This is a genomic window from Pseudoflavonifractor capillosus (genome assembly GCF_016902575.1).
In the GTDB taxonomy this organism is placed as follows: domain Bacteria; phylum Bacillota; class Clostridia; order Oscillospirales; family Oscillospiraceae; genus Enterenecus; species Enterenecus capillosus_A.
The window spans coordinates 1-14,418 of sequence record NZ_JACSNZ010000048.1; the positions used below are offsets into that span (position 1 = coordinate 1).

At 60.6% G+C, this 14,418-nt stretch carries 12 protein-coding genes; 4 read left to right on the plus strand and 8 right to left on the minus strand.

Features of this window, described 5'->3' with window-relative positions; all coding sequences use genetic code 11:
• Positions 1–150 precede the first annotated feature (150 nt).
• Positions 151–1,917 (minus strand): LysM peptidoglycan-binding domain-containing M23 family metallopeptidase, encoded by a 1,767-nt coding sequence (locus H9X86_RS10445; RefSeq protein ID WP_243416925.1) that lies wholly within the window; start codon positions 1,915–1,917, stop codon positions 151–153.
• A gap of 300 nt (positions 1,918–2,217) precedes the next feature.
• Between H9X86_RS10445 and H9X86_RS10450 the strand changes: the two genes are divergently transcribed.
• Positions 2,218–3,033 carry an HAD family hydrolase gene (locus H9X86_RS10450; RefSeq protein WP_204901464.1) on the plus strand — a complete coding sequence of 272 codons (816 nt, stop codon included), beginning with the start codon at positions 2,218–2,220 and terminating at the stop codon, positions 3,031–3,033.
• 596 nt (positions 3,034–3,629) lie between these two features.
• Here H9X86_RS10450 and H9X86_RS10455 read toward each other — a convergent pair.
• The 7 genes from H9X86_RS10455 to lspA form a co-directional block, all read right to left on the minus strand.
• Positions 3,630–4,214, minus strand: a complete 585-nt coding sequence (locus tag H9X86_RS10455; protein ID WP_204901465.1) for a hydrolase — start codon at positions 4,212–4,214, stop codon at positions 3,630–3,632.
• 376 nt (positions 4,215–4,590) lie between these two features.
• Positions 4,591–6,369, minus strand: coding sequence for a hypothetical protein (locus H9X86_RS10460; protein ID WP_204901466.1), 1,779 nt, complete (start codon positions 6,367–6,369; stop codon positions 4,591–4,593).
• Positions 6,344–7,246 carry an ABC transporter ATP-binding protein gene (locus H9X86_RS10465; protein WP_204901467.1) on the minus strand — a complete coding sequence of 301 codons (903 nt, stop codon included), beginning with the start codon at positions 7,244–7,246 and terminating at the stop codon, positions 6,344–6,346. Before H9X86_RS10465 ends, H9X86_RS10460 begins: the two co-directional genes overlap by 26 nt.
• Positions 7,243–7,608 (minus strand): GntR family transcriptional regulator, encoded by a 366-nt coding sequence (locus H9X86_RS10470; protein WP_204901468.1) that lies wholly within the window; start codon positions 7,606–7,608, stop codon positions 7,243–7,245. The genes H9X86_RS10465 and H9X86_RS10470 overlap by 4 nt, the downstream gene beginning before the upstream one ends.
• A gap of 783 nt (positions 7,609–8,391) precedes the next feature.
• Positions 8,392–9,342, minus strand: coding sequence for an L-lactate dehydrogenase (locus tag H9X86_RS10475; RefSeq protein ID WP_346011463.1), 951 nt, complete (start codon positions 9,340–9,342; stop codon positions 8,392–8,394).
• Positions 9,343–9,370: 28 nt separating this feature from the next.
• Positions 9,371–10,288: an RluA family pseudouridine synthase gene (locus H9X86_RS10480; RefSeq protein WP_204901470.1), complete on the minus strand. Its 918-nt coding sequence runs from the start codon at positions 10,286–10,288 to the stop codon at positions 9,371–9,373.
• The gene (gene lspA, locus H9X86_RS10485; protein ID WP_204901471.1) at positions 10,254–10,754 is read right to left on the minus strand and encodes a signal peptidase II; all 501 of its coding nucleotides are present in this window, start codon (positions 10,752–10,754) and stop codon (positions 10,254–10,256) included. The genes H9X86_RS10480 and lspA overlap by 35 nt, the downstream gene beginning before the upstream one ends.
• A 206-nt stretch (positions 10,755–10,960) precedes the next feature.
• Here lspA and H9X86_RS10490 point away from each other — a divergent pair, with 206 nt between their 5' ends.
• Genes H9X86_RS10490 through H9X86_RS10500 form a run of 3 tightly spaced genes read left to right on the plus strand, consistent with a single transcriptional unit; the run spans position 10,961 to position 13,994 of the window.
• Positions 10,961–12,472: a spore germination protein gene (locus H9X86_RS10490; protein ID WP_204901472.1), complete on the plus strand. Its 1,512-nt coding sequence runs from the start codon at positions 10,961–10,963 to the stop codon at positions 12,470–12,472.
• Positions 12,469–13,029 carry a Ger(x)C family spore germination protein gene (locus tag H9X86_RS10495; protein WP_204901473.1) on the plus strand — a complete coding sequence of 187 codons (561 nt, stop codon included), beginning with the start codon at positions 12,469–12,471 and terminating at the stop codon, positions 13,027–13,029. Before H9X86_RS10490 ends, H9X86_RS10495 begins: the two co-directional genes overlap by 4 nt.
• Positions 13,030–13,031: 2 nt before the next feature.
• A complete protein-coding gene (locus H9X86_RS10500; RefSeq protein ID WP_204901474.1) occupies positions 13,032–13,994 on the plus strand; it encodes a hypothetical protein in 963 nt (320 codons plus the stop codon).
• Positions 13,995–14,418 lie beyond the last annotated feature (424 nt).

Genomic DNA, 14,418 nt, shown 5'->3' on the forward strand with positions numbered 1-14,418 from the left:
TGTGGCCTTGGGTCGCCCTTTGACCCAAGGATGCATGCAGCGGGCTGCATCTCCTCGAAAAAATGCTTGCATTTTTGAGAAGCGTGTCGAACTTTTTCGACACGCTAAAACCGTGCTGCGAGGGGGTCTCACAGCACGGTTGAAGGTTTATTACAGATAGTTTCTGGGGTTGACGCTCTGGCCGCCCACACGCACTTCAAAGTGGCAGTGGTAGCCGGTGGCTCGGCCGGACATTCCCACCCGGGCGATCTGCTGGCCCTGGAACACCTTGTCTCCCGCATTCACCAGCAGGGAGGAGCAGTGGGCGTAGTAGGTGACCATGCCGTTGTCATGGGTGACGATGACGGTGTAGCCATAGGTGCCACGCCAGCCGGCGAAGGTGACGGTGCCGCCGTCAGCAGCGTAGATGGAGGCGCCGTTGCTGGCCGCAATGTCCAGACCGGAGTGGAAGGAGGTGGAGCCGAAAATGTTCCGATATCCAAACTCAGAGGTGACAGAGCCGGACACAGGCCAGATGAAAGTGCCCTTGGAGGCGGTGGAGGGCTTCTCCTTGGTGCCCTGATACATGTAGGTGGTGGTAGCCTCCTGGATGGTGGTGCGGGAGACCTCTTCACGGGCGGACTCCACGCCGTTGACCAGGGTGACACGGGCCTGCACCTGCTCCACGCCGTCCTGACCGGCCTGCTTGAGCTTGGTGGTGCCTTCGTACAGGTTGGCATTGTCCACATACTCCACGGGGCTTTGGATGGTCTCCTCATAGGTCTCGGTGACCACAGTCTCCACGGTGAGCATGGGCACAGCCTGCTTGACCAGCAGCTGATCGCCCACCACCAGCTTGCTGCCGTCCACCTGGGGATTCAGGGCCTGGAGCTGATCGGTGGTAATGCCCACACGCTCAGAAATCTTGTTGTAGGTATCGCCCCGCTCCACGGTGACGTACTGGGCCTCTTCCTTGTTGCCGGACAGAGTGGTCAGCAGGGTATCGGGGGTAAACTCGGTGTTGGAGGGCAGCTCCACGGGGAAGATCTCCACATTCTGGAGGAACTTATGCTCCACAGTCTGCTCGGTGAGGTAGGGCTGAACCACCTGCTCCAGCATCTGCTCCAGCTCCTGGCTGGTCTGGGCATAGCCCAGCTCCTGGCCGTCCACGGAGACGGCAAAGGCGTCCATCATGGCGCCGGTGTCCTGGAACAGGGCGTCTTCCACAGCCCGGGCGTTGGTGTGAGTACCGGCATCCACATAGGTGGGAGCCAGGGTGATCTCAGCGTCATAGCTGTACTCCTGGCCCAGCACGCTGGCCACACGGGTCTCCACGTTGCCCACGATGTCGTTGAGCTCTTCCTCGCTGGACACGACGCCCACTTCCTGGCCGCCAACATAGGCCACATAGGCCTTGGTGTACATGCCGTTGAAGGCGATGGCGCCCACGCCCACACACAAAAGGGTGATGTACAGAAGGGGGGAGACGGGGTGGCGATCCACACGCACACGCACACGGCTGGCCCAAACGCCAGCCTTCTCCCAGTGATCCTTACCCCACCGGGAGGCCTTGTCCCAGCTCTTGCTGGCCCAGCGGCAGGTGTCCACACAGGCCACCAGGGCGGTGTCAGAACAAGCCATGGCAGCGGGGGCGGTCTTAGCCTTGCAGGCGGCGGCGATGGGAGCCACCTTGGCCTTGCACACAGCGGAGGCCTTGTGCCAGCCCTTGCCTGCCCAGCGGCAGGTGTCCACGCAGGCCACCCGAGCGGTGTCGGAACAAACCATGGCGGCGGGGGCGACCTTACCCTTACAGGTGGCAGCCACTGCCTTGGCCCGGTTGGCCAATCCCTTCAGCTGCTCCTTGGCGCGCTGAGCGGTGCCAAGCGCCTTGGAGCGCAGGGAATTTGTATTCTGTTCGTTGTCCTGTTGTGAGTTCATCACGCCAACGTCACTCCCGACCTTCGAATTGGTAACAAATAAATTTCAATAGTTACAAATCAGTTACAAGTCATATCCTACACGTTTTTTTGCCAGTCGTCAAGGGTTTTTTGCACCTGAATTTGTAAAGAATTTTATTTATACCTGGGGAGCAAGGAAAATTTATGGTAAAATTTCGACGTGTTTTTCGGGAATTTTTCCTGGAATCTTAAAAAGCGGGAAGATTTGGCCGGGGTTGACAGGGGCATGGGCGGGACGGTAAAATTATGGCTGAGCTGAAAGAAAAAGGAGGCCACAGCCATGGGAAAGTTTGACGGTGTGCTGCTGTACACCGATTATGACGACACCTTATATAATCAACACCGCACGGTGTCGGAGGAAAACCACAGGGCCATCCGGTACTTCATGGAGGAGGGCGGCAGGTTCTCCATTGCCACAGGCCGGGCCAAGCGTACCTTTGAGCCCCAGATCGAAAAAGAGCACCTGGAGTTCAACGCCCCGGTGGTGGTGGGCAACGGGGCTGGGATCTACGATTTCCAGGCGGGGGAGTATGTGGTTTGCACCCATCTGCCCAACGCAGCCCCTGCCCACATGGCGCAGCTGTGTGGGCAGCTGCCGGAGTTATCCTTTGAGGCATACCACTGGGATGACATCTACGTTTACAACCAGAACGTGGTGACAGCCGCCCATTTGAAGCGGGTGGGGGTGCCCTATCAGGAGTGTGCCATTGAGGACATGCCCACGCCCTGGCTGAAGGTGATTTTGGAGCAGGATCACCCGGTGCTGGTTCAGGCCCAGGAATACCTGGTCTCCCACTATGGGGAGGAGTACGAGGTGATTTTCTCCAACCCCTACCTGCTGGAGGTCACCGCCAAGGGGGTCAACAAGGGCACCATGGTTTCCCGAGTGGCCCAGATGCTGGGCATTGCCCCGGAGCATGTGTACTGCATGGGAGACAATCAGAATGACATCCCCATGCTGGCGGTGTCTGCCATTCCCTTTGCTCCGGCCAACTGCTCCCAGCCGGTGAAGGACTGGGGGGCACGGCTGGTGGGCCACACCGACGAGCACGCCGTGGCTCAAGTGATAGACATTCTGGACGGTATCTATAAATAAGGTAAGCCCGGCTGCCGTGTGATATGCTCCCTCCATGATTGACAGTGTTTTATTTCACTGTCTCTCATAGAGGGAGCATATCATTGTGGGAGCTGGGCTTTCCTCATATCAATGCCAGTGGGGGGAGATCGTTTTTGTCCAATTTCTCTGTTCCAGTCCTTCGGCCTGGTGGGGACGCTCCGCTGGGCCCGATTTCTCAGCGATGAGAAATCGGGGAAAGAATCGCCAAAGGCGGGGCCTTCCCCTGGCGTTGCGGTTGTTCCCAGCCGCCGAAACCCCGGCTTCCGGCAGCCGGGAACGGCTGCAACACCCCGAACTAAGGCCCTGGAGGGGAGGCAGCGCATGGCTTGCCTAGCTGTGTACTATGCCAGGAGCAGCTGCTTTTCTGAATTGGCACCAAACCAGGGCCGACCATAGACTTGACGCACCCCATCCAAGTACCCCAAGGGGGGGTCTTAGGGGGGAACGCCCTAAGCGATTCTTTGGTGACTTTCTCATCGGGGAGAAAGTCACCCTGCGGAGCAAACCCAGACTGGCAGGGTTACGCCAGAGAACTTCCAGAAGATCAGGCCCTAAAAAAGAAGGGAGGGGAACTTTTAGTTCCCCTCCAAAAAGTAGGATGCCTCCATGTCCGCCGTAGCCAGGGCAAAGGCCAGGGGGAACTGCTGGAAGGCCTGCCCCACCAGCCGGTTGTCCTCGGTGCCGGAAAAGCCCATGTGCCAGCGGATGGCCATGGCCTCCTCCCGGGTAAGGCGCAGAAACCCGGAGATGATGTACACCGACTTCTCCCCGTGGCCATAGGGGAGCTTATCCTCGAAAAAGAAGGTGGGCACCTTCTCCCACTGCCCCGTGGCCTCGTTCTTGACGTTGCGGGTGCCCGCCTTGTAGCACCCCACCTTGCACAGGTCGTGGAGCAGGGCCACAATGGCCACCGACTCCATGGAGTAGCCCTCCAGCTTGTATACTTCCCGCACCCGGGGGCGGCTGAGATAGTCCTCCAGGCAGCGGAACACATTCACCGAGTGCTCACACAGCCCACCCGCATAGGAGCCGTGGAAGCGGGCGGAGGCGGGGGCGGTGAAAAAGTCGCTCTTATTCATAAGGTAGTCCAGCAGCTCCGCCGAGCCCTCCCGATGGATGTGGGTTTGAAAGATCTCCAGAAACTCGTCTTTGGGTGTCATGGCATGGCCCTCCTCTGGGTGTTGTGTCGGGTCGAGTTTTATGGTATTCTAATTTTGGTGCTACCAGCATCGGTAGGCGGTGACGCCCCCTGGATACATATGGGGGGTGCTTCTTGAGTCCCCCCAGAAAGGGGGGATGACTGATGAATTATGTGACATACTCTGATTTGATTCAGATTGGCATTTTGATTGTCAGTTTTCTTGTCTTGTTGCAAGGTAAAAAGAAGTAACCGCCCTGCTTCCCGGCACGCGGTTACTTCTTAATCGCCACGGGGGCTAGCCGTCTGCCGGTAGCACCCTTTCTATGTACATTGTACTGCGCCCCCAGGAAAATGTCAACGGACACTTTCCCGGGGGCTGTTGCTATGATGGCCGCTTAGGAACTCAAACCTTCCAGAGCCTCCAGGGTGTGCGCTGCATCATCGGTAATGGACAGGGAGAAACTGTCCGTGGAGGAGGAGAAATAGGGGTTCAAGGTGTCCGTGGGTTTCTCCCAGGTCAAGGTGATGTAGGCCCAACCCACGTCCTGGAACAAGTCACGGGTGAGATTGCCCTCCTGGATGTCCTGAAGCAGAGCCAGATACACCGTCCGGGCCTCATCGGCGGAGAGGCTGATGTAGGAGCCAGTGAAATCTTCTCTCACGCCTTCCACGTATCCGCTGCGCAGGCGGTAGCCCTGAGCCTCCAGTTTTTCCACCTCATCCAGGCGGTAGGCGTCCAGCAGCAGGTCAGGGCGGTTGATCAGCTGGTTGGTCAGATAGGTGGTGGAGCCTTCCCGGTCGATGTCACGTTCCAGCAGGGGGACGAAGTAGAAGCGGGAGAGGCGGGTGCCGTCGGTGAGGGTGTAGGTCAGATCCATGCGCTGCAAACGATCTTCAAAGCGGGAGTCGAAGGTGGAGGCATCCACGGGCTGATCCACCAGCAGCTGGTGCAGCTGGATGGCCAGCTGGATGGTCTGGGGATCTGTGGACTTGGCTCCTCTGAGGTAGCCGGCGGAGTCAGAGGGGTAGCTGTACAGCTGGCCGATCTCCACCGAGGCCACCTGCTCCCCGTCCGGTACCCGGGTCTCGTAGCCGGTGAGGTCAAGGGCCATCACCACAAACAGGGCGGCGAAGGTGACGGCCACCGCCACAGCGCCCTTCCAGTACCGCAGCACCCGCACCGACTTGGTCAGCAGCATCTGGGCCACAAAGCAGCCCACCACGCCCCACAGCAGCACAGATACCGCCAGGCCCAGCTCGCCCAGGCTCAGCACCAGCTGGGTCAGGGAGCCCAGGGCCAGCCCGGCGCAAATGGCCACGCCGTAGCGGAACACGGGGCGCAGACCCGCCCAGGCCACCACGTCTCCCGCCCGCTCCATGGGCCGCTTCACATACAGCAGCCAGGCCACCAGGGCCATGACCACGCCCACCACGCCGTACACCACAAAGGTCACCACATCCAGCTTCTCAGGAAAGATCATCAATCCCTGGCTCATGCGCAGGGCCGGGGAGAGCCACAGCACCCAGTCGGGGGCTTGGGTGAGGCTGCCGGGGTAGCCGTAGTAAAAGGTCTGGAACAACAAGGTCAGCAGGTACCATACCCCCGCCACCAGGAAGTTGAAGGTGAGGTAAAACACCGGCAAAGCCAGCAGGTGGCCGGTGAGCATGCCGCACAGCACCCCAAAGGAGTAAAACAGCACCAGGGCCACCGTGCCCACAGCTATACCCGAGCCAAAGACCTGCCACACCAGATCTGTGGAGTTGGGCACCTTGGTCAGGTAGATGGCCAGAGTGGACAAGCCCATGAGCAGGAAGGGCACCACCAGCCACAATAGCCCCGTGAGATAGTGGGTGAAAAACAGGGCGGTGCGCTTGGGACCCAGGGCGGCGGTGAAGTTGGCCGAGCGGGTGGAATACAGATGGCTGCACACCACCATGGCTGCAATGCCGCCGGCCAGCAAGGCCCCCCAGGGGGTGAGAATATAAAAGACCGCTTTGGCTTCGGACACGGCATAGTACTCTGCCTCGATGGCGTGGGACATCACCTGGACGGTGAGTCCACGCAGGGGGAGCAAAATGGCCAATACCAGGGTATACAGGGCCGCCAGAGGCCAGAACCGGGCGGTGAGCTGCTTGCCCAGTGTCCCATTATAAAACGATGTCCCGCACCGCATAGTCGTCCCCTCCCATCTCGTAGATAAAGATTTCTTCCAAACTCAGAGGCAGCGCCTCCACAAACAAAGGCTGGGTGGCCTCCACCCGCTGCCGCACATCCTCCACGCTGCCACGGACGATGTAGGTATACACCCGGCCCAGCTGGGACTGGTGGAGTACCTCAAGCCCCTGGGGCAGGCCGGGCCCCACCCCGTCGGGGAAGGCCACTTGCAGCTTCACCGTGTTTCCCTGGAGCTGGGATAGGGAGCGCTCAATGACCACCCGGCCGTGGCTCAAAATGCCCACATGGTCGCACACGTCCTCCAGCTCCCGCAGGTTGTGGGAGGACACCAGCACCGTGGTGCCCCGCTCTGCCACGTCACCCATGAGCAGCGACCACACCTGACGGCGCATCACCGGGTCCAGGCCGTCCACCGGCTCATCCAGCAGCAGATAGTCCGGGCAGCAGCTCATGGACAGCCAAAAAGCCGCCTGTTTCTGCATTCCCTTGGACATCCGGCGGATGGGCCGCGTGGGGTCAACCTCCGGGAAGGCGGGAGCCAGCTTTTCAAACCGCTCCATGTCAAAGGTGGGGTACATCCCCCGGTAGAACTTCATCATCTCCCGCACGGAGGCGGAGCCGTAGTAGTACACCTCGTCGGGAATCACCACCATGCGCTGCTTGATGGTAGGATTTTCATACACCGGCTGGCCCTCCACGGTAATGGAGCCGCTGTCCGGGCGATACACTCCGCACAGGTGGCGCAGGATGGTGGATTTGCCCGCCCCGTTGGGGCCCACCAGTCCGTAGATGGAGCCCTTCGGCACCGTCATGGTCAGGCCGTCCAGGGCCACAAACCCATCAAATGTCTTTTTGACTTCTTTGGCCTCAATCATGGCGCTTCCTCCTTCTGCCCGCACGCAGCGGCGATTTCCTCCTCCGTGACCCCCAAATAGCGCAGCTCGGTCACGGTCTTAGAAAGCTGCTCCAGCAGCTCCTCCCGCCGCTTGCCCTCCACCTCACTGCGGTCGGCGGCAAAGCTGCCCTTGCCGGGGATGGAGTACACATACCCCTCAGACTCCAGGGCCTCATAGGCCTTCTGGATGGTGTTGGGGTTGATGGCCAGCTGGCTGGCCATGGCTCGCACCGAGGGCAGCTTATCCCCCGGCCGGATGGCTCCGGAGATCACCAGCTGCCGCAGCCCCTCCTTCACCTGCTCATAGATGGGCCGCCCATCCCGATAGTTCAGGTTGAGCATGGGTTGTCATCCCCCTTTCCAAACTGTATGGACTGTACTAGCTGTTCTAGTACAGTTAGCATATCACAGGGGGGATACAATGTCAAGGGGGAAACAAAAAGACCCCCTTATGCAAAGGGAGGGGGTGTCGGTCTAACCGCCCATGTTTCAGGCTTGCCAGCCTGGTGGGGACGCTTCCCGCTGGGGGTTCCTTTTGAGCGGGCAAAAGGAACCAAAACCCGCTTAGGGCGTTCCCCCCTAAGGACCTCCCTTGGGGTACGAGGCTGGGCCTGCGTCAAGCTGGTGTTCGGCCCGTCACCCTTGCTGTGGCGCCTAGTTCTGCCACCACACCAGGGCACCCTGGGCAACTGGCCCTATGGCTGGGTGGTTTCCACGTCCGGGCCTACTCTGGAGAAGCGGCGTTCCCGCCGCCGGGAGCCTGGCTTCCGACCGCTGGGAACAGCGGCTCACCAGGGTAAGGCCCTGAAGGTAGAAGTTTATTTGCCATAGAAGCTGAGACTGACAATAGAATTGCCGTGCCATCCATGTGACCTCACCAGGCTAAGGGCCGCAAAAAGGAGAACGCAGGGACACCCAGTACCGGCGGGGTGGATTCCACAAGGCGGGGGAAGGCCCCGCCTTTGGCGGTCTTTGGTGACTTTCTGGCGGCAGAAAGTCACCCCAGCGGAGCGTCCCCACCGGGGGCGTAGGTGTATACCCGAGAAATCGGAGAAGCAGAGGCTACCAAAAAAGAAACCGGGAATGCAAGTATTCACCTGCATTCCCGGTTCTCGTTTGGAAATATTACAGATTGAGGTGCTCAATGACCTCCTGCAGCTGCTTGGCAGAGGCGTGCAGAGCGTTGGACTCCTCTTCGTTGAGGGGGATCTCCAAAATCTGTTCCACACCCCGGCGGCCCACAATGGAGGGGATGGACAGGCACAGACCGTTGAGACCGTACTGACCGGCCAGGCACACAGACACGGGGAGCACAGACCGCTGATCCTTTACAATGCACTCGGCAATGCGGGCCACCGCCATGGCGATGCCGTAATAGGTGGCACCCTTGCGCTGGATGATCTCGTAGGCGCTGTCCCGCACCCCCTCATAGATGCGCCGGGTGGCTCCGGCGTGGTCGTTGTGGCCCCGGAACTGGCAGAACCGCTGCAGGGGGATGCCGGAGACGTTGGCGCCGCTCCACACCGCCAGCTCGCTGTCCCCGTGCTCGCCGATGATGAAGGCGTGGACATTGCGGCTGTCCACGTCCAGGTGCTGGCCCAGCAGGAACTTGAGCCGGGCGGTGTCCAGCACCGTACCAGAGCCAAACACCCGGTGGGCGGGGTAGCCGGAGATCTTCATGGCGGCGTAGGTGAGCACGTCCACGGGGTTGGACACGATCATCAGCATCCCCTCAAAGGGACGGGCGGTGATCTGGGGGATGATGGACTTGAGGATGCCCACATTCTTGTCGATGAGGTCCAGACGGGTCTCCCCGGGCTTCTGGTTGGCCCCGGCGGTGATGATGACCAGGGCGCAGTCGGACACGTCCTCATAGGTTCCGGCGTAGATCTCCATGGGGGAGAGGTAGGGCAGGCCGTGGCTCAAGTCCATGGCCTCGCCCTCCGCCTTCTCACGGTTGGCATCAATGAGCACCATTTCAGAGAACAGCCCCTTCTGGATAAGGCTGAAGGCGATGGACGCCCCTACAAAGCCGCAGCCGATGATGGCAACTTTCCGATGATTCATAGATATCATTCCTTTCTGGGTATGGATGGGAAAAGTGTCAGGTTAATTGTAGCCGCCGAAGGGTATTGGTAAACCAGTCCGGCAGCGGCGCCTCCACCGTCATGCGCTCCCCGGTGGTGGGGTGGGTGAAGGTGAGACAGGCGGCGTGGAGACACTGGCCTGCAAGCCCCGGGAATGGCTTCTTGGATCCGTATACCACGTCCCCCACAAGGGGGTGGCCGATGGAGGCCATGTGTACCCGGATCTGATGGGTGCGCCCGGTCTCCAGGCGGCAGGTGATGTGGGAGTAGCCGCCCTGGCTGTCCACCACCTGCCAGTGGGTGACCGCCTCCCGGCCCTCCCCAGTGCGGCACACCGCCATGCGTTTGCGGTCTACGGGATGCCGGGCCAGGGGGGCATTCACCGTGCCCGAGTCCTCCTTGAAGCCACCCACCACCACAGCGTGGTAGAGGCGGAACAGGGAGTGATCTTGCAGCTGAGCCGCCAGAGCCAGGTGTGCCTTGTCGTTCTTGGCCACAATGAGCAGCCCCGAAGTGTCCCGGTCAATGCGATGCACAATGCCCGGACGGCGCTCTCCGTTGATTCCAGAGAGTGATTCTTTGCAATGATATAACAGAGCGTTTACCAATGTGCCGTCTGGATGGCCCGGTGCGGGGTGTACCACCATGCCGACAGGCTTGTTGACCACCACCACATCGTCGTCCTCATAGACGATGTCCAGGGGGATGTCCTGGGGGACAAGGTCAATGTCCTGGGGCTGGGGCGGGGAGACCAGAAGGGTGTCCCCGGGCTTCAGGGGGGTGTTTTTCTTCACCGGCTTGCCGTCCAGCAGCACCCGGCCCTCCTCCATCCACTTCTGGGCAGCGGAGCGGGTGAGCCCCTCCACCATGGCGGACAGCACCGCATCCGCCCGGCCTGCCTCAAGTACCGTCACCGGGAAGGTCGCTGTCTGCATGGGAATCCACCTCCTTGTGATGGGGATCGGGGTAGAAGAAGAGGACGTAGATGAACAGCAGCACCACGCCCACGGTGATGTAGCAGTCGGCCAGGTTGAACACGGCGAAGTCCATAAAGGTGGTCTGGAACATATCGGTGACGTAGCCCAGCACCACCCGGTCAATGAGGTTGCCCACCCCGCCGCACATCACCAGCATGGCGGCGGTGAGGCCCAGCCAGCCCTGGAAAAAGCCCCGCTGCACAAAGGCTGCCACCACCACCACAATGATGGCGGAAATGAGGATCAGCACCCAGGTGTGCTCCCGCAGCATGGAGAAGGCAGCGCCAGTGTTCTTCACAAACGTGAGATCCAGCACATAGGGGATGAAGGGCACAGACTCCCCCAGAGCGATGCCAGTGCGCACCAGATATTTTACCACCTGGTCTGCCACCAGCAGCACCAGGGCAATGATCGTGTAAATCATGGTATCACCTTTTCCATATAGATTCCTCGTTACCTCCCTTGCGTCAAGGGAGATGGCCCGGCCGTGAAGTCGGGATGGCTCTTTCAAGCCATTCTACCATACCCTCAAGGGGCACGTCCAGAGTTTCCTAGTAAAATACTATGGTAAGGGTATAAAAGAATGGACGGGGAGGAATACTGGAATTTGTGAAAGGGGTGTAAAATGCCATGGGACACCAACATATTCCACCGCCCCACCCGAGACGGGAGCCACGGGTGGACGCTCCCCTCACCGCCGACGGCATTGCCGGGGTGTTTGAGGGGTGTGCGGATTTCGGGCGCAGGACGCTGTATCTGGGGGACGATCCAAACCGGGCCATTGAAATGCTCTACATTGTGGGACAGGTGCGCAATGAGCGGGCCAGCGACTATGTGCTGCGGCCCCTCACCCAGTGCAAGGATTTGGCGGAGGTGCCTACCCTGGACCAGGCTTACGACCGCATGGCCAAGGGATGTCTGTACTCCCTGGCAGTGGAGGAGCGCACCACCGCCGACCAGGTGGTGTTTGACCTGGTCAACGGCTGGGTGGCTCTGTTTTTCCCGGGAAAAGACAAGGTGCTCACCCTCATGACCGCCACGGAGGAGAAGCGCTCCATCTCGCCCCCGGACAATGAGCCGGATGTGAAAGGGGCCAGGGACTGCTTTGTGGAGAGCATTCGCACCAACACCTCTCTGGTGCGCCGCCGCCTGCGGGCCCCGGAGCTGCGCATTGGGGAGACCTTTGTGGGGCGGCAGTCGGTGACACCGGTGGACATTTTATATATAAAAGGAATTGCCGACGAGAAACTGGCCGCCCAGGTGGAGGAGCGGGTGAAGAGCATTGACATTGATGCCATGCTCATGACAGGAAATTTGGAGCAGTATATGGTGGGGCAGGAGGCCCGTACCCCCTTTCCTCTGAGCGTATACACCGAGCGGCCCGACCGATTCAGTGCCGGACTGGCGGAGGGCCGGGTGGGGGTGCTGGTGGACGGCATCCCCATGGGGTGGCTGTTCCCTGCCACCCTGGACAGCTTCTACCGCACGGGGCAAGACCGGAGCACCAGCTGGATGGTGGCTTCCGCCCTGTCGGTGCTGCGCTACCTGTGTATGTTGGTGACCTTATTTTTGCCGGGGCTGTATGTGGCGGCGGTGCTGTATCACCCGGAGCTGATTCCGGTGAAGCTGATGCTGTCCATCATCTCCGCCAAGGCGGACGTGCCCTTCTCCACCCTGGCCGAGGTGTTGGTGATGCTGCTGGCCTTTGAGGTGGTGCAGGAGGCGGGGCTGCGTCTGCCCACCGCCATTGGACAGACGGTGTCCATTTTGGGCGGCCTGGTGGTGGGCTCGGCGGCGGTGGAGGCCAAGCTGGTGTCTCCGGCGGTGCTGGTGATGGTGGCCATTGCGGGCATTGCCGGGTATACCGCCCCCAGCCAGGACTTTTCCGGGGCGCTGCGGCTGTGGCGGTTTGGCATCACCTTGGCCGCGGGAGTGGCGGGGCTCATCGGGCTGGTGCTGGCGGGGATGGCCCTGGTGTACCATCTGGCCTCCCTGGAGAGCTTCGGGGTGGCCTACCTCACCCCATTTGCCGCCTGCGGGGGCAGCGGGGAGCGGGGGCACACCGTGTTCCGCCAACCTCTGCCCTGGGTGAAGACTCGGCCCCGCTACCTCAATCCCCAGAACAGGAGGAATCAAGGGTGAAACGCATATGGATGTTGGCGCTGCCCCTGGCGCTGCTGCTGTGCGGCTGCGCCCCCACCGCCCGGGAGCCGGATCAGCTGGCTCTGGTACGGGTGCTGGGTGTGGAGGGGGACGGCCCGGTGGAGCTGACGGCGGTGTGCGGCATGGACAACGAAGACCAGCAGCCCATCCGGGGGACCATCGTGGGAGATCATTTTTCCACTGCTTTGGAGGCGGTGCCCTGGTCTGCCTCTCGGGAGCTGTCCCTGACGTCGGTATCTTATTTTGTCATAGGAGAGGATGTGCGCCTGGAAAAGGTGCTAAAGCAGGTGCTGGAGGACGAGGAGCTGGGGGCCTCTGCCACGGTATGGATGGCGAAGGGCTCTGTGTCCCGGATGCTGGACGGCTGTGACGACCCGGAGGGGGATTTGACTTTGCTCACCAACCAGGGGGTAGAGGCGCCCACGGCGGTGGAAGTGCTGGCAGCGCTGAGTACCCGGGACAGCGTGGAGCTGCCCCAGGTGGAGGAGAAGGGCGGACGGCTGCAACAGGCGGGCCGCCAGACATGGGAGGAATGAGGTTGAACACACAGGCTGTGCTCTCTCTGCGCCAGGTGCTGGCGGCGGTGGTGCTTGCAGGGCTTTCTTTGGCTGCGGCTCAGGCGGGACAGATGGATTGGAAATGGGGCCTGGTGGGGGTGGCGGTGTCGGTACCCCTTCTTACTTGGGTGCTCAAGCGCCTGCGCTGCGGCCCGGTATATAAAGGTGTGTACGGGGTGCTGCTCACGGCGGTGTATGCCGGCTGGTCGGTGCTGACTCTGGGTCATGTGCTGTGCCAGGCAGCCCAGCGGGTACAGATCACCGGAGGCAGCCAGGGAGTGTTCGGCTGGCTCATTGTCCTGCTGGCTCTGCCGGTGCTGTGGATGGGCTGGGGCAAGCCCGCTGCCTTCTTCCGGGGCGGGGAGATCTACTGGATGGCGTTTGTGGCGGTGCTGGTGGCGGTGGCCCTGCTCACCATCCCGCAGGTGTCCGTGTCTTACCTATGGGCTTGGGAGGAGCGGGACTGGACATCTGCCCTCACTGCGGCGGGCACCGTGGCTATGGTGGCGTGGGTGCTGCCATATCTATATAAGGCATCTCCCTACCAACAGGGGGAGACAGGGGCTGTGGGCCGCTGGCTGCTTCTGCTGGGGGTGCTCACTGTGGCACTGGCCGCCCTCACCCGGGGGGTGCTGGGGCAGAGTGCCGTGCAGCTGTCTCAGCCCTTCTTTGTCACCACGGGGGTCATGGGAGAGACTGCCCGCACGGAGGGACTGCTCTCTGCTTTGTGGCTGGTCTGTGACCTGGTGTGGGCGGGGCTGCTCACCCGTGTGTGGGGCGGGGGAAAGGGTCCGGTGGTGTGCGCTCTTCTGGGTACGGCGGTGGCTCTCTCCGGATGGACAGAAGGGTGGCCCCAGCTGGTGTGGCCCATAGGCAATCTGGTACTGGTGGCTCTGGCGGTGGTGAGGCCCCAGGGTGAGGGGAAAATAGTGGTGAAGTACTAGAAAAACCACCATATCTGGGGCCCCAGGAAAAAGTTCGGAAAAACCCGAAAAAAGGCGAAGAAAAGTGTTGACAACAGAGTATGGATTTGGTATATTAACTGAGCGCCTGACGCAAGGCCAACACCGGAACAGAAATCCAACAGGAAGTTGAGAAAAAAGTTCAAAAAGGTGTTGACAAGAGCGAAACGGCGTGATATGATATAAAAGTTCGAGCGAGCCGGAAGGATGACAGCGAGACACCAAAGTTTGAAAAAAGTTTGGGAAAACGCTTGACAACCGAAAGTGAGCCTGGTATAATGGGGCTCCGCTTGCTTGAGCGGTTTGTACCTTGTAAATTAAACAATGAGAAACACGAAAAGCACCAGAAGGACACGAGTCCTTCATGGAAACTGGTAACACAGAGACATGAAGGGTCTCATCAATT